Genomic DNA, 22,159 nt, shown 5'->3' with positions numbered 1-22,159 from the left:
TGATGTTCGGGTAGCCCTCCGGTAGTCGGAGGCTCCCTATACGCTGGCGGGATGAAGTCTCAGTCCCCTACCGCCCCCGATGACTCCCTGGCCGCGGAATCCCGCGAGGGCGCCGTCAGCGCGCTGTTGCGTTTCCCGCCGCTGCGGCGGCTGTGGAGCGCCCAGTTCACCAGCGGGATCGGCGACATGCTGGCCCTGCTGGTGCTGTTGCTGTTGGCCATGCAGGCGGCGGCCGTACGCGGTGTGGCGGGGGACCCGGTCTTCGGCGGCGAGTACCGGGGGATGGCCCTTGTCGTCGCGTCGGTCTTCGGGCTCAGGCTGTTGTCCACGCTCCTGTTCGGAGCGGTGCTCCTGGGCCCCGTGGCCGCGCTCGTCAACTCCGGCCAGGACAAGAAGAAAATCCTGGACCGGCGCTGGACGATGTTCGGCGCCGATGTGCTGCGCGCGCTGGCGCTGGTCGTCGCGCCGCTGTGGATCGACTGGACACCAGGCAGCGCCTTCCCCGTCTTGCTGGTCACCGTCTTCGTGACGGGCGCCGCCGAGCGGCTCTCGACCGTCACGCGGGACAGCACGGCGCCCGCGCTGCTCCCGGCGGCCCCGCCGGAGAGCGCCGCTGTGCGCGGGCTGCCCGACCACCACGACGCGCTGCGCAGGCTGTGGCTGCGCTCCGGCTTCGTCGCGCTGCCGGTCGCCGCAGCGCTGCTGGTCGTCGTCACGCTGATCAGCAACCTGCTGGGCACGGGCATCGACTGGTTCGGCGCCCACCAAAGCGCTCTCGCTTCGTACGTCGCCGCCGGGCTCTTCGCCGCCGCGGCCTCGGTCGTCTATTTCCTCGAGCTGCCGGACGCGGCCGGCCCGCGCCCCCGCTCCCCGCTGGAGGGGCTGCGCAGGCCCAAGACCGACAGCGGCACCGACAAGGGCCGCACCGGCGCCGTTCCGCTGCTGGTGCTCGCGGGCGCCGCGGTCGCCGGTGCCATCGCCGCCGCCGTGGCGCTCGCCCCGCTGCACGCCGCCGACCTGGGCGGGGGCCCCGTCGCCTTCGGGCTGCTGACGCTCATGCTGACCGGCGGCACCGGCGCGGGTATCCGGCTGGCACCCCTCACGCTGCCCGCGCTCTCCCGGCGCAGGCTGCTCGCGCTCGTCATCGGGCTCACCGGCATCGCGCTGCTGGCCGCCGGGCTCGTTTCGGACACCGCCACCGTGATCGCGCTGACGCTGCTGTCCGGGCTCGGCGCCGGCATCTCGGCCAACACCCTGCACACCCTGCTCGACCAGGAGACCGAGGACCCCCGCCGGCCCCGCACCACCGAGCACCTCCAGGCGGCCGTACGGCTGTCGCTGGCGGTTACCGCGGTGGTCGCACCCGTGGTGGCCGCCCTCGTCGGGCCGCACCGCGTGGAGAACGGCGCCTTCGTCTTCGACCACGGCGGCGCGTCCTTCACGCTCATGCTCGTCGGCGCGCTGCTGCTGCCGGTCGGCGCGCTGCTGCTGGGGCGTACGGACGACCGGCAGGGCGTGCCGCTGCGCCGCGACCTGCTGGAGGCGTTCGGCGGCGGCCAGGCCACCCGGTCCCCGGCCGGGTCCGGCTTCTTCCTCGTCCTCGAAGGGGGCGACGGCGCGGGCAAGTCCACCCAGGTCGAGGCTCTCGCCGAGTGGATCAGGGGCAAGGGCCACGAGGTCGTCGTCACCAAGGAGCCCGGCTCCACGCCCGTAGGCAAGCGGTTGCGCTCCATCCTGCTCGATGTGTCCTCGACCGGGCTCTCGCACCGTGCCGAGGCGCTGCTGTACGCGGCCGACCGGGCCGAGCACGTCGACACGGTGGTCAAGCCCGCGCTGGAGCGCGGCGCCGTGGTCATCTCCGACCGCTACGTCGACTCCTCCGTCGCCTACCAGGGCGCGGGGCGCGACCTGTCGCCGACCGAGGTCGCCCGTATCTCCCGCTGGGCCACCGCCGGCCTCGTCCCGCACCTGACCGTGCTGCTGGACGTGGCGCCGGAGACCGCGCGGGAACGGTTCACCGAGGCGCCGGACCGGCTGGAGTCCGAGCCCGTCGAGTTCCACGAGCGGGTGCGCTCCGGATTCTTGACCCTCGCCGCCGCAGACCCGGCCCGCTACCTCGTCGTCGACGGCGACCAGGAGCCCGAGGCCGTCACCACCGTCGTACGCCACCGCCTCGACCAGGTGCTGCCGCTTTCCGAGGCCGAGAAGAAGGCCCAGGAAGAGGCCCGCAAGAAGGCCGAGGAAGAAGCCCGTCGCAAGGCTGAGGAAGAGGCGGCGCGCAAGGCCGAGGAAGAGCGCCAGGAGCGCGAGCGCAAGGAACAGCTGGAGAAGCTGCGCCGCGAGGAGGAGGAGCGCAAGCGCCGCGAGGCCGAGTTGGAGCGTCAGCGCGAGGAGGCGCGGCGCGCCGAGGAGGCCAGGAAGCAGGCCGAGGAGGCCCGCCGCAAGGCCGAGGAGGACCGCGCGCGGCGCGAGGCGGAGCAGCGCGCCCACGAGGAGGAGCAGGAGCGGCTGCGCCAGCGTGCCGCCGAGGAGGCGCGGCTGCGCGCCGAGGCGGAGGAGCGGCGGCTGGAGCGCCAGCGCAAGGCCGAGGAGGCGCTGCTGCGGGCCGAGGAGGCCCGCGCTGCGACTCGGGCGGCGCACTCCATGCGGAAGGACGAGACGGCGGCTGCGGGTCCGGCTGCTGCTTCGGCTTCGGCTTCGGAGTCGGGTGCCGTTTCGGGTTCGGGCTCGGGGTCGGGTTCGGCGGGTGCTGTCGCACCGGATGCTGCGCCATCTCCCGACGGGACCGAGGCGGACACCGCGCAGATTCCGCAGGTCACCCCCGATGCCCCGGAAAGTGCACCGGAGGATGCGCCGTCGGCCGCTTTGCCCGACGGCACGGAGGCGGACACCGCGCAGATCCCGCAGGCGTCGCCCCCCGCGTCCTCTGCGTCCTCCGCGTTTGGCCACAACGACGAGACCACCGTCTTGCCGCAGGTCTCCGACCACGAGGAGACCACGGTCCTGCCACAGGTCGACGAGGCCGGCGAGGGCAGCAGCGACCGCACGCGGGAGCTGCCGCAGGTGGACGAGGGCGGACGCCCCCGCCCCTCCTGGGCGGAGGAGACCCCGCTGGACGATGTGCCCACGCTCGCCGACGAGTTGCTCGGCCGGCACGAGGACGACGATCCCGAGAAAGGCCGCAAGCGGGACCGATAGCAGCCGCTCGCCGAGGGGCCGAACCCAGGGGCTGAGCCGCCGGGCTGAGCCGCCGGACTGAGCCACAGGACGGCGGATCGGCCGGGTGGATGGCTCGCGGGGTGGATGGCTTGCCGGGTGGGGGAGCCCGCCGAGTGGGCAGGGCCCGTCGGGTGGAGGGCTCGGGTCGATTCAGCGGCGGGCGGAAGACGGCGCTGGGCCCGGCCGTCAATGGTGGATCCGGCCGCCAGCAGTGGGTCGGGTTGTCAGCGGTGGGTCCGGCTGTCACAGGCGTCCGGGACAATGGGGGCATGGCGGTCTGGGACGAGCTGGTGGGGCAGGAGCGGGCGGCGAGGCAGCTGGGTGCTGCCTCCCGCGACGCTGACGCGTTCGTGACGGCGGAAGCCACGGAGCGCGGCTCCGCCCGGCTGTCCGGGTCGGCCATGACCCACGCGTGGCTGTTCACCGGCCCACCGGGCGCCGGGCGGGCCCAGGCCGCACGCGCGTTCGCCGCCGCGCTCCAGTGCGTGAGCCCCGACCGCGCGCTGGGCGGCGAGCCCGGCTGCGGATTCTGCGAGGGCTGTCACACGGCGCTGCTGGGCACCCACGCCGATGTCGAGGTCGTCCGCACCGACCTGCTCACCATCGGCGTCAAGGAGACCCGCGACCTCGTGCGCAGGGCACAGATGTCGCCTGCCGGCGGGCGCTGGCAGGTGATCGTGCTGGAGGACGCCCACCGCCTCACCGAGGGCGCGGGCAACGTCCTGCTGAAGGCGGTCGAAGAACCGGCGCCGCGCACCGTATGGCTGCTGTGCGCCCCCTCCACGGAAGACGTGCTGCCCACCATCCGGTCGCGCTGCCGCCACCTGGCGCTGCGTACGCCCCCCGTGGACGCGGTCGCTGATCTGCTGATGCGGCGGGACGGGATCGAGCCGGGCATGGCCGCGTTCGCCGCCCGCGCCACCCAGGGCCACATCGACCGGGCCCGCAAGCTGGCCACCGACGAGCGGGCCCGTGCCAGACGCGCGGCCGTGCTGAAGCTGCCCGCCCGGGTGGACGACGTGGGACAGGCGCTGCGCGCGGCCCAGGAGCTGCTGGACGCCGCCACCGAGGACGCCAAGCAGGTCGCCGAGGATTTCGACGTCAAGGAGACCGAGGAGCTGCGGGCGGCCCTCGGAGGGTCCGAGGGCAAGCGGATGCCGCGCGGCACGGCCGGGGCGATGAAGGAGCTGGAGGACAAGCAGAAGCGCCGTGCGACGCGTACCCAGCGCGACTCCCTCGACCTGGCGCTGACCGACCTGACGAGCTTCTACCGCGACGTGCTGGCACGGCAGTTGGGCTCCTCGGTGGCTCTTTCCCACGACGAGGCGGTCGAGTCCATCGACCGGATCGCCGCCGCCTCCCGCCCCGAGCAGACGCTGCGCCGTATCGAGGCGGTGCTGGACTGCCGGCGCGCGCTGGACCGCAATGTCGCGCCGCTGCTGGCGGTGGAGTCGATGACGATGACACTGAGAGCGGGCTGAGCGGGCTGAGCGGGCTGAGCGGGCTGAGCGGGCTGAGCGGGCTGAGCGGGCTGAGCGGGCTGAGCGGGCTGAGCGGGCTGAGCGGGCTGAGCGGGCTGAGCGGGCTGAGCGGCCCGCCGGGCGCGGCCTCGTGTGCTTCTGAGAGGCGGCTGACGTGCCCCCGCGGGACGGGCCGACGTGCCCCCGCCCGGCGGGCTGACGCGCTCCGCCGGGCCGCCGGAGGCCCGTATGACAGGCTGGCGGTGGATCACTCGTACGAGCAAGGAACCGGGGGGAGTGGGCATGGACGGGGTGGGCCCGGATACGCTCCACAACACGTGCGGCGAGAGCACGTACCGCGAGCGGAGGGACTCGTCATGGACCACACACGCCTGCTGAGTGGCCCGCGTGCCGCGCTCTCCTTGCTCGGTGCGCTCACCGCGGGCGTGCTGTTGATCTCCGGCTGTACGAGCGGGGATTCGCCCGACCAGCCGCGCTCGATGGCGTCGGCGAGCAGCAGCAGAGCGGGGGAGCCCGCCGCTCCGCCGCTCAAGCCGCTGTCCGAGCGCGTCCCGGATGAGCTGCGGCCGTACTACGACCAGAAGCTCGCCTGGCACAACTGCGGCCCCGGCGGCTTCCAGTGCGCGAAGCTGCGGGTGCCCGTCGACTACGAGCATCCGAAGGACGGGCCCAAGGACGAGATCCGGCTGGCCGTGACCCGTACGAAGCCTGGCAAGGGTAAGGGCAAGGGCGGCTCTTTGCAGGTCAACCCGGGCGGCCCCGGGGGCTCCGCGGTCGACTACGTCCAGCAGTCGGCGGGGCTCGCCTATCCGGCGAAGGTGCGCGAGCGCTATTCGCTCGTCGGGATGGACCCGCGCGGGGTCGGCCGCAGCCGGCCCGTCGAGTGCCTGAGCGACAAGCAGATGGACCAGTACACCCGCGTCGACCAGACGCCCGACGACGACGGCGAGACGGAGAAACTCACCGCCTCGTACGAGAAGTTCGCCAAGGGCTGCGAGAAGCGCACGGGCAAGCTGCTCGGGCACGTCTCGACCGTCGAGGCGGCCCGCGACATGGATGTCCTGCGCGCGGCGCTCGGCGACAAGAAGCTGCACTACGTCGGCGCCTCCTACGGCACCTACCTCGGCGCGACGTACGCGGGCCTGTTCCCGCAGAACTCCGGCCGCCTCGTGCTGGACGGCGCGCTGGACCCCTCGCTCTCCTCGCGCCGCGTCAACCGCGAACAGACGGCCGGTTTCGAGGGCGCCTTCCGGGCTTTCGCCCGCGACTGCGTCAAGAAGTCCGGCTGCCCGCTGGGCAAGGGCGGCGTCAAGGAGGCGGGGAAGAAGATGAGCGCCTTCTTCGAGCGGGTGGACCGCAAGCCGCTGAAGACCGGCTCCAAGCGCACGCTCACCGAGTCGCAGGCGACCACCGGCGTGATCCGCGCGATGTACGACGAGGGCTCCTGGCCCATGCTGCGCGAGGCCCTCGCGGCGGGCAAGAAGGGCGACGGCGCCCAGCTGCTGGCCCTGTCGGACGACTACTACGAGCGCGGCCCCGACGGCGTCTACAGCAACATCATGTTCGCCAACCCCGCTGTGAACTGCCTCGACATCCCGTCGGCCTTCTCCGATGCCGACGAGGTGCGCGAGGCCCTGCCGTCCTTCGAGAAAGTCAGCCCCGTCTTCGGCCGCGGCTTCGCCTGGGCGGCGCTGAACTGCGGCTCCTGGCCGCACAAGGCCACCGGTGAACCGCACCGCATCGCCGCGGACGGCGCCGACCCGATCGTGGTGGTCGGCACCACCCGGGATCCGGCGACCCCCTACCGCTGGGCCCGGGGCCTGGCCGGCCAGCTCTCCTCGGCCCGCCTGCTCTCCTACGACGGCGACGGCCACACGGCGTACCAGCGCGGCAGCGACTGCGTGAACGGCGCCGTGGACGCCTACCTCGTCGGCGGCAAGCCCCCCAAGGACGGCACAACCTGCCGCTGACCTGCGCCCCTGCCCCCGCGCCACGTCTCCTCGGCCCCCGCCGGGACCCAGTCCGGAGCACCCCCGTAAACCCTGTAGACTTGTCGCCGCAGCGGCTGCCACGCTGGTCGCACGCACATTGCCGCCTTAGCTCAGTCGGCCAGAGCGACGCACTCGTAATGCGTAGGTCAGGGGTTCGACTCCCCTAGGCGGCTCCGCTGGGACCCCAGGTCAGAGGATTCTGACCTGGGGTTTTGTGCTTCAGCGGATGCGACGGCGGCGCTTCGCTCGCTCCGCGCGGGTCTGCCCAGTCTCAGTTTTGGTCTCAGACGTGGCCCGGGGCGGGGGCAGGAAAGCGTCCCCCATACGCCGCATGGCCTCCTTCGACAGTTCCGACCGACCCTTGACGTACCGCCGCGTCTGGCTGATCTGGGTGTGCCGCAGGATCTCCATGATCGTGGGCATGTCCACCCCCAGTTCGTTCAGGATCGTGCCGGCCGTGTGGCGGCTCCCGTCGTAGAGCCGACGGTCGCTGATGCCCGACTCCTCCAACAGCTCCTTGAACTCCTCCCAGTCCGCTCGGGGGTCGAAGGGGCGACCGTCCGGCCGGGCGAACACCGCGTCGTGCTCCTCCCACAGCTCACCGGCTGCCTCGCGCGCTTCCTGCTGGGCCTCACGTTGGGCGGCCAGGTGGGGGATGAACGGGGGAGGGATCGGCACGGGCTCACGGCTCTTCTTCGTCTTGGGCCGCGTGAAGACGAGCCCGCCACCTTTGCGCTCCGGGCAGACGCTCGCGTGCCGGGTGCAGTCCTCCGAGCACGGCGGGGGACAGCCGCGCGTGTAGTGCTTGTGGACTGTGCACTTCTCAGGGCACGGTTCGAAGCGGTGCAGGCGGGTCCCGCAGGCGTGCGGGTCGGGACAGCCGTGGCGCCAGGTGAGGCGCTGGAGCTGCCATCGCGGGTGGAACAACTCGGCTTCGAGGTCAACGTACTTCCAGCGCAGCCCCAGGCATTCCCCTTGGCGGAACCCCATGCCCACGCCGACGATCCAGCGGAGGGAGGTCGGGCGCTTCGCGGCAGCCAGTAGGAACGCCTTGGCTTCCGCCATGGTGAAGGGGTTCGCCTCGGTCTCATCGACGGATGGCGGATCGACCAGGGTGGCCACGTTCTCCGAGATGATCCGACGACGGTGAGCGATCTTCAGTGCCCGCGACAGGATGCGATGGACCTTCACCACGTGGGAGGGCGCGTGACCCTCTTCGAGCATGTCGGCGTACATCCGCTCCAAGTGCTCCGGCCGGAGCTTGTCGATACGGTGCTGACCAACCCCGGGGACGATGTCGTTTCGGGCCTTCGACCAGTAGTCATCCAGGGAGCGCGGCTTGAGTTTCAGGCTCGCGATGGTGGTGAGGTACGTCGTCAGCCACTGCTCAACGGTGGGCTTCCGCCCGGCCTTCGGCGCCCGACCCTCGTCCCGGAGCCGTTCCAGCTCCTTGACCTTGCGCTTGACTTCCGGTTCGGTCTTCGCCCGACGATGCCGGCGGTCCGGACTCCCGTCGTTCTTCACGCCCATCGTGACGCGGCCGTGCCACCACCCGTCACTGCCCAGGTAGATGGACGACTCCATGTTCGGCTTACGAGGGCTCACGTGCTCCTCCATGCAAGGAGGCGCCCCCGGATTGGTGTCCGGGGGCGCCTCAGGATGTGGGTGGGTCAGTGGGTCTGTGGGGGCAGCTTGGCGACGTACTGCTCCAGTGCGGCGCGCTTGATGCGCCGGCAGCGGCGGCTCAGTTCGACGTATTCCAGCTCTCCCGCCGCCATCAGCTCGTAGACGAAGGAGCGGCCGATGCTCAGGACTTCGGCGGCGTCCTCCGGCTTGTAGAGCAGGCGGTCAGCGGGTGCGGTCATGGTGGCGCTCATCAGGGTGTGCCTCCTCGGCCGTCGGCCTTTCTCCGTCTGGGGAATCCGCAACAGCCGCAACGCCGCAACATTGCTGGTCAGCGGCTCGAATCTGTGGCGGACGGCTGTCATGTTGCGGATAGGTGCCGCCACGCTGGGGCGCGGCGGCACCGGTGGCACTGGGTTGGTCAGCCGACGATGCGGAGCGTGCGTGTGTCGGCTTCCTCGGACGTGTTGCGGACGCCGGGGAGGGGATCCGCCACGCTTTCACCCTCGCTGACCTGCGGTGTGGCGGACGTTGCGGCTGTTGCGGTCTCTCCGGGGGAAGGGGGGCAGTAGCGGGTCCAGGCATCCTGAAGGTCTTCCGCGTGGTAGCCCTTCGGGGTGCCGGAGGCGGTCCGGATGCCCCGGGGCCGGATCGGCTTGTTGGCGGGGGTGACGTACTGGCCGAGCAGCTTGGCCAGGGTGCGGGAGTTGAGGGGCTTGTCGTCCAGGTCGGCCCAGGGCGCGTCGTCCATGCTCAGAAGGCATTCGAGGATGACGGCGGTGGGCATGCGGTCCGCGCCGCAGAACACCGTGTCGCGCAGGTCGGTCAGCAGGCGGACGCCGATGCTGGCCTTGTCGTTCTCCGAGGCGGCGGCGATCAGCTCCACGCAGGCGGCGCGGCCACGCTCGGGCCAGTGCCCGCCAGCCGCGTCGGCCACGGCGAGGAGCGGTTCCCACACGTCGGCGGGCCGGTCGGAGACCCCTTCGGGCATCTCTGGCCAGGCGTCGGCGATGTCGTCGCGGATGGTGTCGGCCCACTCGGCAAGCCGGTTGCGCAGCGCGTGACCCTGGGGTTCGTGGGTGCGCCGGCGGTAAGGCTCGATCTTCTCGTTGGGGGCGCGCTTGCGCATGCGGATGATGATCGAGCGGGTCAGGATTGTGTCGGGGAGGGAGCCGAGTCCGGCCATGGCGACGGCGCAGAAGCTGCTGAACCATTCGGCGCTCTGGTTGGAGCCGTCTCCGACGCAGCGCAGGGACTTGCCGCCGCGTCGGTAGCCGGAGTTGAGGAAGCCGCGTACGGGCTCGTTGTCGCCCGCCTTGGGGCCGAACACGGTGTCGATCTCATCGAAGAGGAGCGTGGGGGTGCCGCCATCGGACTCGACCAGCCGGAAGAGGGCGTTGGCGGAGGCGTTGACTGTGGTCGCGGCCCGGGGGGTGAGGGTTTCCACGATCTCCAGTGCGCGGGACTTCCCGGACCCGGGTTCGGGGGAGAGGAAGGCCAGGCGGGCGGTGCCGTCGAACGCGTCCATGAGGTGCGCGTGGCCGTCCCACAAGGTCGTGGCGACGTAGGCGGCCTCGGTTGGGAAGACGTTGAAGCGGCGGTGGAAGCGCTCGACTTCATCGAGCAGTGCGGCGCCGTCGATGTGCTCGCTCATGCGGCGGCCCTCCCTTCGGTGGGGGTGCGGAGTGGGCAGGAGTCGCGATGTGCGGTGTGGCTCTCTTGAAGTGCGAGTACGTCCGCCTGGCCGGTAGCGCGGCGGTTTCGTCCGCACGCGCACACCGACGTGGCGGTCGGGGCTTCGTCCTTGGGCGCGGTGATGTGGAGCCAGGCCACAGGGCGGTGCCTATCAGCGCGGGCTTCGGCCTCGGTGAGGACGGTGAAGGGAAGGACTGAAAGGACGCCCTGACGGGCGCCAGGGCTCACGCCGCCGCTGTTGTCGTGTCCCGGCGTCTGTGCGGCGGGTGGGGTGGGGTCGGGGTTGTTGTGGCTCTTAGTGGGCGGGGGGTTGGTCATGCGGCCCGCCTCCCGGATGCCGGGTTGTGGGTGATGGACCAGTCCAGGCCGCGTCGGATCACGTCGTCGTAGTAGCGCTGCGGCTGTGTTGCGTTGCCCGCCGCCGCCCCACTAAGAGCCTCCTCAACCTCGACCCTGCTCAGGTCGCCGGATGCGACCAGCCGTCCCAGTGCCCGCGCGGCCCGTAGCAGGGTGGCGTTGCGGCTGCCGTCTGCGGCGCCGGCCACGTTGGCGGCCTCACCCCGCAGCGCTGCCGCTGCATATCCGCCACCGCCACCACTGGCGGGGGGCCCGGCCGGGGTCGGTGCGGGCCGACGGGGTGGTGTGAGTGCGCCGTGCAGCCAGCCGGGCAGCGGTGTGGGCGGACGGTCCTCCAGGACGGTGTAGGTGCCGTCGGGGGTGGTGCTGCCGGGGGCGACGACGTAGCCGCCCCACCCGCGGGTGTCGATCCGCTTCGCCAGGCGCCCCGCAGTGGAATGCAGTGCGACGCCGGGCGGCTGGGTGAAGTACAGGTGCTCCCCTCCGCTCGGGGTCCGCACCTGGAACGTGGTCGGGTAGGGCTGTCCGGCGCGCTCGCAGAGCGCCAGAAGAGCGGTTGCGCCGTCAGGCGCTCCTTCTTCGTCTGTCGCCTTGAGCGTGTCCAGGTCCACCACCAGCAGTCCGGACGGGCCCGCGGCGACGCCTACGTTGTAGGGCTGGTGGGACCACGCAGCCGCCAGCAGATCCACGTCGGTGGTGGCGCGCTGCTCGGGTGTGTGGTGCCCGCCGGCGCAGCGGCCGGTGCCGGGGCAGTACTTGTCGGCGTGGCCGGCGGGCCGCTTGTCACCGGGCCGCAGGGGGATGACGTGCCAGCCGCGGCGTACGGCGTCCAGTGCCCAGGCGAGCAGTGCCAGGTTGCAGGTGGTGGGTGCGCTCATGCCGCCACCTCCAGCCGGACCGCCAGGGCCGCACGGCCGACGTGCTCGGTGTAGGCCGGGGGGATGCATTCGCGGATGCCGTCGCGGTTCATCCACGGCACTCCGAGCACGGTGCGGGCCTGGGGGACGCCGGAGAAGTTGCCGACGTACTGCCCGAAGTGCCCTTCAGGCACGGGGCGGCCCATCTTGGCCTGCGGCGCTGTGTGGGCGGGGTGCGGCGGCTGGACGAGGGTGAGGCCGCCGCCGGTCTCGAAGTACCGGTGCCGGTAGGTGTGCAGGCCGAACATGGCGCCGCACAGCATGACCGGCTCGCGGAGCTTCGGGAGGGCGCCGCGCACGTTCTCCATCACCCACGGGCGGCCGGTCGCTTGCAGCGCGGCGCGGGTGGGTGCGATCAGGTCGGGGTGGGTCCGGGCCTGGATGCGCTGGCAGTCCGAGTCGAGCTGGCAGGGCGGGGACGCGTGGATGAAGTCGAACCCGGCGCCGTGCTTGCGCACGAAGTCCAGCGCATCGGCCTGGACGAACGCGTACGGGTACCGGGGCTGCGGGTCCTTGTCGACGCCGACGACATCGAACCCGGCGTCCGCGTAGCCCTTGGCGGCGCCGCCCTGGCAGGAGTACAGATCCAGCAGCCGCGGCCGTCGGCCGCGCACTCGCCGGATGTCGGTGGGTTGGGTCATGCTGGAGACCTCCAGTGCTCTCTATTGAGTTGCTGTGGGCAGGGGCGGCCCCGGATTCCTTTGGCGAGGTGGGGCCGCCCCTGGCGTGGTCAGAACGGGGGTTCGTCGCCACCGGCCGCGGCCGGTGCGGTGTTCCAGGCGTCGTCGGCGGGCGCCGGCTTCCTGGCGTCCCCGGTGGCCTTGACCGGCTCGGCGGTGGCGAACCGGAGGCTGGGGCCGATCTCATCCACCTCCATGGCGAGCATGCTGCGGTTCTCGCCCTCCGGGGTCTGCCAGTCGAACTGGCGCAGCCGCCCCGTGACCACCACGCGGTGGCCCTTGGCGAGCGAGGCGGCGACGTTCTCGGCCAGGCCGCGCCATGCGGAGCAGCGCATGAACATCGCGGTGCCGTCCTTGTACTGGCCCGAGGTGCGGTCGAACTGGCGCGGTGTGGACGCGACCGTGAACCGGGCCAGAGCCGCACCGCTGGGGGTGAACTTCAGTTCCGGGTCGCTGGTCAGGTTGCCGACGATCGTGATGGGGGTTTCTCCCATGGCCATGGGGTTTCTCCTGTCTGCTACTTGGCGCGGGGTCGGGCGAGCTTGAGGGTGATTCCGCCGATGCCCAGCGGGCCCGCGGCACCGCCGATGGCCACCGCGGTGTGGGCTGCGAAGTCGAGGAGCGCGAGGAACGCGGCCACGAGCCCGAAGACGCCCGCGACGCCGGCGCCCGCGAGGACGATGGGGAAGAGGAAGTCGTGGGCCGGGCGGTGGGTGCGGGTCGTGGTGTGGACGACGATGACGGGCTGTCCGCTGTCCTGGGCGCGGCGGTAGTCGTCGGCTGGGAGGTGCGGGGCGAGGTGCCCGGGAGGGCCGCCGTGGGGTGGTGGATGGCGGTGCATGGTGTGCTCCCTTCGCGGTGTGGTGCGGTGTGGGAGGTGCCTGTCACTCGGCCTGTCATCCGCCTGTCACCTGTCACCTGTCTGTCACCTGTCACATGCAGGTCAAAGCGGGGTTGCAGCCCCCACAGGCGCTCTTTGAGGGGGTGTGTGGGGCCTGGTGACAGGTGACAGACAGGTGGTCGGGTCTACGGGCCGGTGGCGTGCTGGCGGTGGACGTAGCGGGCTTTGCTGCCCTCGCCGACGCGGACGATTTCGCCGGCCTCGGTCCACTCCTTGAGCCACCGTTGGATGACTGGGCGGCGGGTGCCGAAGTCGTCCTTGAGGGCGCGTTCCATGGCTGAGGCGCCGGTCCCCTCGGGGCCGGCCGCCAGGATCAGCAGCAGCGCGGCTTTCCGGGCGTCGCCCGGCTCACCCTCCGAGTCGTCACCGTCCTCGTCGTCGTTGTTCCGGTGGCGGTAGGAGAGGTTCAGCCCCTCGTCGCGCCCTGGCGGGCGGTGGGTGGGGTCGGGTTCGGTGGTGGTGCCGTAGGTGTCTTCGATCTGCTGCATGAGGCGGGCGGCCATGGCGTCCGCCTCGTCCGGCCCGCTGTTTTCGCGGCGCCGGTAGGAGAGGTTCAGGTCGCCTGGTTCGCGCGGGCCGCTTGGGGTTTCCTGCGCGGTTCCGGTGTCCGGCTGTGTGCTGTTGCTGCTGGGGTGGTCTTCCCACAGCCATCCGGCGCGCTCGGTGCTCCAGCGCTCGCTGTAGTCCTCTCCTGCCGCGTGTGCGGAGACCTCGTCGAGGAGGGGGCGGCGGTGGTTGGTGGCGAGCACGACGTCCCGGGCGAGGCTGGGTGTGGTCTTCCAGCCCTTGAAGGGGGTGGGCGCGAAGCCTTCCGCGCCGGCGGCGCCGATGATGCCGGCGCCCTTCGCGTTGAGCTGGGAGGAATCGACCTTGACCCGCTTGAACAGCTTGGCCGCGTTGTCCCCCGCCGACTCCCCCGAGGTCAGGGCGACGCCGACGGGGGAGAACTTGCGCACCTCGGTGTTGCCCAGCGCGGCGGTGTTGCCGTCCACTGCGGTCAGGACGAGGCGGATTCCCATGGCGCGGGTGGTGCGCATGACCGTCTTGACCCCGCCCTGAACCTCCTTCATGACCGGGTCCCGGAAGGAGGGTGCGGACAGGAGTTCGGCGCCCTCGTCCACCACGATCTGGATCTGCGGGAGTCGCGCGGAGACGGGCAGCAGCGTGGTGTCGTGCTCGTCCATGAGGTCCTGGTAGGCGGCCTGGCGTGCGGCGTTGATGGCCAGTACCGCGCGCAGCATCCGCCGCGCCTCCTTCGGTGTGGAGGCCACCCAGTCCACCCCGGGCCGGGTGTCGGCCGGCGGCGCGGGAAGTCCCCGGCGCGGTGCCAGGTGCCCCGCGGCTTCCAGGTAGGGGCGCACCCAGGGTCGGGCGGAGGCACCGGCCTTGAAGTCGATGACGAACGTGATCACGTCGGTGCAGCGGTTGAAGCCTGCGAGGACCACGTCTACGAAGGTGGACTTGCCTGATCCGGGCGGGCCCAGGACCAGCGCGCACGCCTCGCGCAGGAAGACGTTGACGTGCTCGGAGTGGGGCAGCAGTCCCCAGGGGATGCCCGTCAGGATGGACAGGGGGCTGTAGTCGGTCGGGTAGGGGTAGTCCTTGGCCACCACGTTCTGTGTCGGGATGTCGAGGACGACCCGGCCTTGTCGGTCGCCTTCCTCGACGTGGATGGCGCAGCCGAGGGGGAGGCCGGCGTCGGCGGCCAGGGCGCGGGCGTGGTTGCGGATCTGGTCCCAGGTCGCGCCCCCGCCCGGGAGTTCGGCCGCGAGGGAGTGCCCGGCGCCGGATTCCCACAGTTCCACGGCGAAGATCTGCACCTTCACGCGGCACACGCGGGTGATGCGCTCCTCCCACTCCCGCGCGATACCGGTGCGCTCGGCGTTCATCTCGCGGGCCAGGGCGCGGGCTTCGGCGGAGAGGCGTTCTTGTTCTGCGGCCTCTTCGTGGACGGCGGCGTGGGAGGACATGGCGCCGATGCCGACTCCGAGGGCGGCCAGGGACCCGGCGGCGGCCCAGGACAGCGGGCCGGTGGTCATGGCCCACGTGGTCCACCCGCCGGCCAGCAGCCAGGATGCGGAGCGGGCCACGATGCTGTGCCCGGTCAGCTTCCGCCGGATGGATGCGCCGATCCCGTGTCCCAGCGCGCCGGCGGCGCCGATGACCAGGGGCCAGCCTGGAGGCATGCTTCCGGCGGCTCCGAGCAGCGCGGCGGCCCCTGCCCCGGTCGTTGCCGAGACAGCGCCGGTCAGCGGGCCGTGGGGAGCGGCCCAGTCCAAAGGGACTCCCGTCTTGGTCGTTGTCTTCGAGGGCTTCGGCGGCTTGGCGGGGGCCGCGCTGTTCGTCAGGTTCAGGCTGTGTTCCGCCATGAAGGTCTCTCCTTTGCCGTATGACGAGGGCGGGCCCGCACCAGCTGGTGCGGGCCCGCCCGTTGCGGGTAGTTCGAGGGGTTCTATTCGTCGTTGTTGCTGGTGTCCCACATAGGCTCGCCCTTGCGGGGCTCCTTGTGGCGGCGGATGTCGTGCTCGTGGACCTTCTCGACCACTTCGGCCACGTCTTCGGCGGAGTCCACGGCCTTCTTCAGGTGCTTGTAGACGTCCTCCAGCGCTTCGGCCACCTCCTTCTCCAGGGGGAAGTCCTCATCCGACTTCTCGGCCAGGATCTTGAACGTGTTGGAGATCGAGGTGAGCGCGGCAGGCATCCCCAACAGGGTGTTGACCACGTGCATCGCACCGCTGGGGTCGTAGGTGTTGGCGGCCTCTTCCATCTCCGAGGCGGAGGCGTCGAAGAGGAAGCCGGGGGTGTCGGACATGGCGTCTCCCTTGAGCAGGTGGTGATGGTTGCGCGGCGCGCGGGGCACCCGCGTGAGCAAATCCGCCCCGTCCGACCCGGCTTCGCGGTCGGGGAGTTCACGGGCCGCCTCGTCACGCTCCTCACGCGCGGCGCGGGCCTTGCCCGTGAGCGCGCGGAAGAGGCGCCGGCCCGGATGCATCAGGCCCGGCGCACCGAACCGGCGGCCCAGCGGAGTGGTGAGCATGCCCAGCACCCCGACAGGGGCGGCCAGGGCGGCGGCGGCCAGGCAACGGCCCCAATAGCGCAGCCGCGAGGAGCGCAACTCCCGGCGCATCGAACGCTGCGCCAGCTTGCGCCGACGGGTCTGGGCCACCCGATCGGCACGCCCCTCCCGCCACCCATCCAGCCGCCCCCGCGCCCGCTCCCGCACGGAACCGCGGGCACCGCCCCGCCTGTTGTTCAGCGCCCGGTTCGCACCGTTGTGCTTGCTGCCCGGCCCGCCGGTACCGCGGGCGGTCTGGCGGGCGTTGCGGCGGGCGTCTGCGACGCTGCGCCGCGCGCCCGTGTCCGCACGACGCTGAGACGCCCTGCTCGGGGCCCCCTCCCGCCGCGCCCGGCGCGCATCCCGCACCGCACCCACACGCCCCGCCGCACCGCCGGACCGGCCCCCGGCCCCACCACCGGAAGCGCGGCGCCCCGACGACCCGCCCCGGGAGCCCGCAGCGCGGGAGCCCGAAAGCCCCCCAGCGCGGGAGAGAAGGGAGCGGCCAGCGCTGGAACCGGACTTGCCGCCGGTGCCCGCACGGCGGGCGCTACTGCTGTTGCTGCGGGGCTGTGAGGCGGACCCGGTACGGGAGCCGGACGGCTTCCGGCCGCCGGACGACTTCCGGGAGCCACTGCCTCCTCCACGCGAACGGCCCGAGAGCGCACCAGCGCCGCCGGATGTCCTACGGCTCCCAGAACCTCCCGTACGGCCTCCCCCTCGGGAGGAATTCCGGGACGTGCGGCCCTGCTTGCGGCGCCGCCCGGCGGCCACGGCGCCGGTCAAGGCGGCCCCGCCTACAGCGGCGGCGCCCGCCAGGGGGCCGCCGGCCAAGGTGGCGGCGGACAGCAGACCGACGACGGTGTTTCCCGTCGTGACCGCCAGCGGCACCGCCGGAAGCCCACCCCGCGTGTGCCGCAACTCGGGCTTGCCCTGGGCCGCCGCGCTGGTTGTGGACGGCGCGGCCGTGCCCGGCTGCGCGGTGCTGCTGGTCGCCGGGGCCTCGGTCGTGGTCTCGGTCATCCTGCCTTCACCTCGCCTCGGGAGGGGTAGGGCATCAGGTACGAGTCCGTCATGCTGAATGTCTCCTGTCTCGTCTTGTGGCGGTGCAGGGGCCCGCGACGGCCGACGCTGCTGCCAGGCTTGGGCGGCCGTCGCGGGGCGGAGTCAGCGGAGGTGTGCCGCGACCGCGTGGAGGATGATGTCGACGTGGTCGAACGCCAGGCCCGGCAGCCCGGTCAGTGGCCACCAATGGGCAGTCCGGGCGTCGTCACCGGCGAGGATCGGGGTGTCGGCGGGCACCCGGGCGAGGTAGGCGACGGTGACGTAGCGGCCTCGGGGGTCCCGGTCAGGCCGGTCGAAGGTGCCGAGCTGGCGCAGGTCGACGGGGTCCACGTGCACGCCGGTCTCCTCAGCCAGCTCGCGGGCAGCCGCCGCACGGCTCGTCTCCCCGGCGTCGACGTGCCCACCGGGCAGGGCCCAGCGCCCCTCGAAGGGGTCCCACCTGCGTTCGATGAGCAGGACACGGCCATCGCTGGTGACGGCCACGACATCGGCGGTGTAGCGGATGGTCTCGGTCTCGGGCATGTCAACTCCTGGTCTGGTCATCCAGTTCGGGGGGCATCGGCGCAGGGCACGCACTCACCGAGTGAGCGGGCGATGCAGTAGGGCCGGATCGCGCGGCAGGTCGGGCAGGTGCGCCGGGCGGTCATCGCCGCGTCGAGCGCCCGACGGCGCGCCGGGGTCATCGGCCGCACCGGCTTCGCGTCTTCAATGCGGTAGAGGTAGGCGACCAGCGGCCCGCGCCGACGGCGCGGACGCTCGATCTGCGCGGCCACGTCTTGGCCGCCGGGGCGCAGGCCCATGGCCCGGAGCTGGCGGTAGGTGGCCATCCCGTCCGGGGCCAGACGCCACCGGTAGACAGAAACCAGCGGGTTCGCGGAAATTGAACGCGCCGGGGCCGTGCTGCGTGACGGCTTCACGGGGTGGCTCCTTCCAGCGCACGCGGCGTGGGGCCGCCGGGGAGCTGGGGTGTATCGCGCAGTTCCTGGTAGCGGGTCGAGACCCAGCCGACCGACCAGCCGCACAACTCCGCGGCCTGGCGCACCGGCAGTTCCGCAACGAAGGCGGCCTGCACGGTCTCGCGGGCGCGCCCTTCGGGCTGCTTCTCGGTGGCCGGGCCGGCTGCCAGCAGCGCGGCGCGTTCACGCTCGGCCCGCTCCTGCCGCTCGGCCTCCTCACGGCGTTCACGCTCCGCGCGCTCCCGCTGTTCGCGTTCGCGGCGCTGCGCCTCTTCCCGCTCGCGCTGTTCACGCTTGAGCCGGGCCTGTTCACGCTCCCGCTCAAGGCGTTCACGCTGCTGCTGTTCGGACCGTTCCCGGGCCTCCCGGTGTTCGCGCTCCTTGCGCCGCGCCCGCTCCTCGCGCTCGGCCTGTTCGCGGGCAAGCAGGGCCTCGTGTTCGCGCTGTTCACGCGCCAGCATCGCGGCGTGCTCGCGCTCCTCCCGGGCCAGCCGCACCGCGGCCTCACGCTGCTCTGCGGCCGTCCGCTCCCGCTCCTGCTGTTCGGCCCGGCGGCGGGCTTCCTGGGCGGTGACGGCGGCGGTGATGGCGCGGCGGTAGGCCAAACCCGTCTCCGCCGTGACGATCAGCAGCAGTGGCGCCACCGCGTGCACGGCGACGCCCACCAGGTCCCTGTTCAAGGCAGAATCCGCGACGTTCAGGGCGAGAGTCATGCCGCCGGTCATCCACCGCAGCACCACCGGCCAGCGCCCACCGTTGCCGCCAAGACGGGCCAGCACCGCATCCAGACGCACGACGATGACGACCGCCGCATCAACCACCAGAGGCAGAATCGGCGCGGTCCAGTCCCACTCATCCGGCGTGTGGGCCGCGGCGAGCGGGGTGACGGTCAGGATCGAATAGAGCATCGCACCGGCCACGATCAGCCACGTGCCAACCGAGAGGGCGCGCTCTGCTGAACGGATCTGAACGCCGTTCACACGACCACCGCCCGGCGTGAACGCACCGCCATAGTGGCGATCAGCCGTACCGGCGAGCTGGCGTCGGCAGGGTCCTCGGTGGTCTCACTCCATACCCACACCGTGTGCGGGAAGGGCTCGAACCCGAGCCGGTTGAGGACGGCTGAACGCTCTGTGAACGTCGGCGGCGGCCCGGCGCGGTCGAAGTCGTGGACGGGCCACGGCTCGGTGGTGTCCATCAGCGCCACATACAGCCGCCAGCGACCGCCCCGTGTGGCGAGCTGCGCGGTGAACTCCCCGAGCATCAGGCCACCTCCGGCGTACCAAACCGGTTGGCCAGCTCCCGCCGGGCGGAAAGCAGCCGTCGGTGAGCGCGGCGGATGCGCTGCCGGTCCACCTCCGTCGGGACGCGGTCCAGGACAGCGATCCGCGCATCCAGCAGCTCCACATCGGCCGCGATGACCGGCCACTCCACCTCGATCGCGTCCAGCTCAGCGGCCGACGGGCCGATCTCCTCATCGGGGACAGTGCGCAAGCGGCGGACAGTACGGTTGACAGTCATGGGTCGTGGTTCCTTCCAGGTAGAACGGCCCTGAAGCGGCCTCGGTGTTCCAGCACCGGGGCCGCCGCCGTATCAGGTCAGACCGTGCTCGCGGGCGCTGTCGAGCGCGGCGAAGGCACCTGAGAAGCACCGCCCGGGGGCCGGACGGTGCGCTTCGTATGGGGGTCTTCCTGCATCCCCACGCCGACGCCCCTCCGAGCCGACCCACGAGGGGTGACGGAGGGGGACGACGTGCAGCACAGGACTGCTGGCTGGTCTCATTCACGCGGCGGCTGTTCGGGCCCGGGGAGACTTTCATCCCGAGCCGTAATCCCAGCCTGAAAGGTGTGCCGCGTCGTTCTTTAACGTCGCGAGGGTGCCGACCCTCCGTGTTCGCCCGCAGCAATGAGCCCTGCGGGGTCGTCACACGTGTCGACTGCCACCACCAGCGGTAATGGCGCCTCACGACGGATCTCCACTCACCTCGGCCGGGGTAGTCACGGCCGTCTAGCTGTGGTGGATCACGCTGTTCAGTTCTCAACCAACGGACGCTTCCTTCGAACCCGTTTCAGGGGCCCTCCGGGCGTCGCCAGGCAGCCCAAAGAGAGCCACCGGGGCGGTCGCCTTGCAGTCCTAGGACTGTGTGGCGACTGATACGACCATGCACTGGCAGTCCTAGGACTGTCAACAGTCCTAGGACTATGTTTCACTGGAGCCGTCGAGAGGAGATCTGCATGGCGCCCAAGTGGCGAGAGCTGGCGGACCGCCTGGCCGAACAGATCAAGAACGGTGAGATCGCTCCCGGTAAGCAGCTGCCGCACATCAGGGATCAGGTGGAGGCGGGTGAAGGCTCCAAGGCGACCGTTCATGCTGCCTACAAGGCCCTGGAAGCCGAAGGGCTGGTGACCTCGTCACGCGGGCACGGCACCGTCGTACGGCCGCAGACTCCGCTCAAGCGGTTGAGTATCGAGCGGTACGACAAGGCGAAGTGGCGCGACGGCGACGAGGTCGCGTTCATCGCGGACCGCGTCGCGTCAGGACGCTCGTACCGCCGTGGCGAGCAGACGCAGACGGTCAGCTTCGTCGAAGCGCCAGCCGTAGTCGCGGAAGCGCACGGCTTGCCGACCGGCGCCCAGGTCTACGCGCGGGCGCGGCTCGTGAAGGAAGGCGAGCAGCCCACGCACACGCTGACCAGCTACTACCGGCCGGAGCACGTCGAGGGCACGCGAATTGTCGACCCGACCCCCGGCCCTGCTGGTCGCGGGGGCGGCTACCGCGTGCTCTACGACGCGGGTTACGAGATCGATCACATGCGGGAAGAGCTGTTCGCCCGCACGCCGACGCTGGAGGAGACAAAGCTCCTCCAGCTCCCCAGTGGCGAACCCGTCGTGGAGCTCCATCGGACGACGTACACAGCGGATGGCACGGTGGTCGAGTTCGCCATTGGCGTGCACGCCGCGTCCCGCTTCACGTGGGCGTACGACTTCAAGGTGCCCGACAGCGCCCACAACCAGAAGACCGAGGAAGGAGGCCCCCGTGCCTAGTGAAGGAACGCCGCAGCCGATCGACACAGCAGTCATCACGACGCCCAGCGACGCCCCCACCACCAACCTGTGGCTACTGGCGGACCGACGGGAGCGCCACACCGCACGAGCCACCGGACAGGAGACGAGCGGTGCCAGTGCCACGGATGTGCTCGCCACACTCGCCCTCGACACTGTGATCCGCCGCGTCCTTGACGACCAGGAGCAGCGCTTGGTCTTCGAGGGGCTGCGGCGCGGAGCGACGTGGGAACAACTCGCGGGAGCGCTCGGGGCAACCGACCTCACACAGGTTCAGGCGACGTTCATGACGTGGGCCGAGCAGCTCCCGGACGACGAGGCCACCGAGGCACTGCGCCTCGTGGGGGAAGGGAAGGGCAAGTGATCTCGGCGCAGGCATGGGAAGACGCTCAGACCATCTGGGACTATCACCAGATGCATCACGAACCGCGCCCGTGCTCGGTCGCGGTCGGCCTGGGCAGTCACGACCTGGGCGTAGCCGATACGGCAGTTGACCTCTACCGTCGCGGCATGGCGCCGCTCCTCCTCTTCACTGGAGCGACCAGCCCAACGACCCGGGAGCGCATGCCGCGCGGTGAGGCGGTGCACTACCGGGAACGGGCCCTCGAACTCGGCGTCCCTGGCTCCGCCGTGCTCGTCGAGCCGTACGCGCGCAACACGGGCGAGAACATCCGCTTCAGCCGGGCCGTGCTCGAAGAGAAGGGCGTCGATGTCTCGTCGGTCCTGCTGATCAGCAAGCCCTACGAGGAACGCCGCGCATACGCTACGGCCCGCAAACTGTGGCCGGAAATCGACATCGTGAGCGCGTCCACACCGATGACGTTCACGGACTACGCCGACTCCATCGGGGACGCACGCCTCGTGATTGACATGCTCGTCGGTGCGCTTCAGCGCCTACTGATCTACCCCGAGCAGGGGTTCATGGTGGCCCTATCGGTGCCTGAAGACGTGATGGCGGCCCACAACCGGCTGTGCGACGAGGGGTACACGAGCCGTCTCGTCACACCACAGTCGACATCTAACGTACGCCAACAGCAGGGCACAGCCGCGACCGACGAAGGTCACCCCCGCGCCTCCTGATTAGCCGCTACCCGGCCCCAGCACTTCCGGGTAGACAAGGCGTTAGGAGCGCCGACGAGAGGGGCGCGGCTTTTGCA

20 protein-coding genes and 1 tRNA gene are annotated in these 22,159 nt (G+C 71.4%); 7 read left to right on the top strand and 14 right to left on the bottom strand.

Features of this window, described 5'->3' with window-relative positions; all coding sequences use genetic code 11:
- Positions 1-51 precede the first annotated feature (51 nt).
- From tmk to OHB04_RS18875, 4 genes are all read left to right on the top strand, one after another.
- Entirely contained in the window at positions 52-3,198 is a 3,147-nt protein-coding gene (tmk, locus tag OHB04_RS18890) for a dTMP kinase (RefSeq protein WP_326807866.1), read from the top strand.
- Positions 3,199-3,488: 290 nt separating this feature from the next.
- Positions 3,489-4,700, top strand: a complete 1,212-nt coding sequence (locus OHB04_RS18885; RefSeq protein WP_326688857.1) for a DNA polymerase III subunit delta' — start codon at positions 3,489-3,491, stop codon at positions 4,698-4,700.
- Between the two features lie 356 nt (positions 4,701-5,056).
- Positions 5,057-6,670: an alpha/beta hydrolase gene (locus OHB04_RS18880; protein WP_326688856.1), complete on the top strand. Its 1,614-nt coding sequence runs from the start codon at positions 5,057-5,059 to the stop codon at positions 6,668-6,670.
- Positions 6,671-6,790: 120 nt separating this feature from the next.
- Positions 6,791-6,864: transfer RNA gene (locus OHB04_RS18875), tRNA-Thr, on the top strand.
- Positions 6,865-6,910: 46 nt separating this feature from the next.
- On the opposite strand, the gene OHB04_RS18870 is transcribed toward OHB04_RS18875, so the two are convergent.
- The 14 genes from OHB04_RS18870 to OHB04_RS18805 all read right to left on the bottom strand — a co-directional run bounded on the left by OHB04_RS18870 (position 6,911) and on the right by OHB04_RS18805 (position 19,461).
- Positions 6,911-8,296 (bottom strand): tyrosine-type recombinase/integrase, encoded by a 1,386-nt coding sequence (locus OHB04_RS18870; protein ID WP_326807865.1) that lies wholly within the window; start codon positions 8,294-8,296, stop codon positions 6,911-6,913.
- Positions 8,297-8,361: 65 nt separating this feature from the next.
- Positions 8,362-8,568, bottom strand: a complete 207-nt coding sequence (locus OHB04_RS18865; RefSeq protein ID WP_326807864.1) for a helix-turn-helix domain-containing protein — start codon at positions 8,566-8,568, stop codon at positions 8,362-8,364.
- Between the two features lie 167 nt (positions 8,569-8,735).
- Complete coding sequence (locus OHB04_RS18860) at positions 8,736-9,968, bottom strand: DUF3631 domain-containing protein (protein ID WP_326807863.1); 1,233 nt, start codon at positions 9,966-9,968, stop codon at positions 8,736-8,738.
- A 355-nt stretch (positions 9,969-10,323) separates the two neighbouring features.
- Positions 10,324-11,244, bottom strand: coding sequence for a bifunctional DNA primase/polymerase (locus OHB04_RS18855; RefSeq protein ID WP_326807862.1), 921 nt, complete (start codon positions 11,242-11,244; stop codon positions 10,324-10,326).
- The gene (locus OHB04_RS18850) at positions 11,241-11,924 is read right to left on the bottom strand and encodes an SAM-dependent methyltransferase (RefSeq protein ID WP_326807861.1); all 684 of its coding nucleotides are present in this window, start codon (positions 11,922-11,924) and stop codon (positions 11,241-11,243) included. Before OHB04_RS18850 ends, OHB04_RS18855 begins: the two co-directional genes overlap by 4 nt.
- Before the next feature lie 89 nt (positions 11,925-12,013).
- Positions 12,014-12,463, bottom strand: coding sequence for a single-stranded DNA-binding protein (locus tag OHB04_RS18845; RefSeq protein WP_326807860.1), 450 nt, complete (start codon positions 12,461-12,463; stop codon positions 12,014-12,016).
- 17 nt (positions 12,464-12,480) lie between these two features.
- Positions 12,481-12,804: a hypothetical protein gene (locus OHB04_RS18840; protein ID WP_326807859.1), complete on the bottom strand. Its 324-nt coding sequence runs from the start codon at positions 12,802-12,804 to the stop codon at positions 12,481-12,483.
- A 185-nt stretch (positions 12,805-12,989) separates the two neighbouring features.
- Positions 12,990-15,233: a hypothetical protein gene (locus OHB04_RS18835; protein WP_326807858.1), complete on the bottom strand. Its 2,244-nt coding sequence runs from the start codon at positions 15,231-15,233 to the stop codon at positions 12,990-12,992.
- An 83-nt stretch (positions 15,234-15,316) separates the two neighbouring features.
- Positions 15,317-16,030 carry a hypothetical protein gene (locus OHB04_RS18830; RefSeq protein WP_326807857.1) on the bottom strand — a complete coding sequence of 238 codons (714 nt, stop codon included), beginning with the start codon at positions 16,028-16,030 and terminating at the stop codon, positions 15,317-15,319.
- Positions 16,031-17,086: 1,056 nt separating this feature from the next.
- Positions 17,087-17,506: an NUDIX hydrolase gene (locus OHB04_RS18825; RefSeq protein ID WP_326807856.1), complete on the bottom strand. Its 420-nt coding sequence runs from the start codon at positions 17,504-17,506 to the stop codon at positions 17,087-17,089.
- A 17-nt stretch (positions 17,507-17,523) separates the two neighbouring features.
- A complete protein-coding gene (locus OHB04_RS18820) occupies positions 17,524-17,850 on the bottom strand; it encodes an RRQRL motif-containing zinc-binding protein (RefSeq protein ID WP_326809469.1) in 327 nt (108 codons plus the stop codon).
- Between the two features lie 47 nt (positions 17,851-17,897).
- Positions 17,898-18,920 carry a DUF2637 domain-containing protein gene (locus OHB04_RS18815; protein ID WP_326807855.1) on the bottom strand — a complete coding sequence of 341 codons (1,023 nt, stop codon included), beginning with the start codon at positions 18,918-18,920 and terminating at the stop codon, positions 17,898-17,900.
- Positions 18,917-19,204 (bottom strand): DUF6303 family protein, encoded by a 288-nt coding sequence (locus OHB04_RS18810; protein ID WP_326807854.1) that lies wholly within the window; start codon positions 19,202-19,204, stop codon positions 18,917-18,919. The genes OHB04_RS18815 and OHB04_RS18810 overlap by 4 nt, the downstream gene beginning before the upstream one ends.
- Positions 19,204-19,461 (bottom strand): DUF6284 family protein, encoded by a 258-nt coding sequence (locus OHB04_RS18805; RefSeq protein WP_326807853.1) that lies wholly within the window; start codon positions 19,459-19,461, stop codon positions 19,204-19,206. The genes OHB04_RS18810 and OHB04_RS18805 overlap by 1 nt, the downstream gene beginning before the upstream one ends.
- A 713-nt stretch (positions 19,462-20,174) precedes the next feature.
- Here OHB04_RS18805 and OHB04_RS18800 point away from each other — a divergent pair.
- Genes OHB04_RS18800 through OHB04_RS18790 form a run of 3 tightly spaced genes read left to right on the top strand, consistent with a single transcriptional unit; the run spans position 20,175 to position 22,082 of the window.
- The gene (locus OHB04_RS18800) at positions 20,175-20,984 is read left to right on the top strand and encodes a GntR family transcriptional regulator (RefSeq protein WP_326807852.1); all 810 of its coding nucleotides are present in this window, start codon (positions 20,175-20,177) and stop codon (positions 20,982-20,984) included.
- Positions 20,977-21,366, top strand: a complete 390-nt coding sequence (locus OHB04_RS18795) for a hypothetical protein (RefSeq protein WP_326807851.1) — start codon at positions 20,977-20,979, stop codon at positions 21,364-21,366. The genes OHB04_RS18800 and OHB04_RS18795 overlap by 8 nt, the downstream gene beginning before the upstream one ends.
- Complete coding sequence (locus OHB04_RS18790; protein WP_326807850.1) at positions 21,363-22,082, top strand: YdcF family protein; 720 nt, start codon at positions 21,363-21,365, stop codon at positions 22,080-22,082. Before OHB04_RS18795 ends, OHB04_RS18790 begins: the two co-directional genes overlap by 4 nt.
- Positions 22,083-22,159: the final 77 nt, after the last annotated feature.

This window comes from Streptomyces sp. NBC_01775 (assembly GCF_035917675.1).
Taxonomy (GTDB): Bacteria; Actinomycetota; Actinomycetes; order Streptomycetales; family Streptomycetaceae; genus Streptomyces.
The sequence above is the reverse complement of the archived record's forward strand: the minus strand, read 5'-3'. Positions and strand labels throughout refer to the sequence as shown.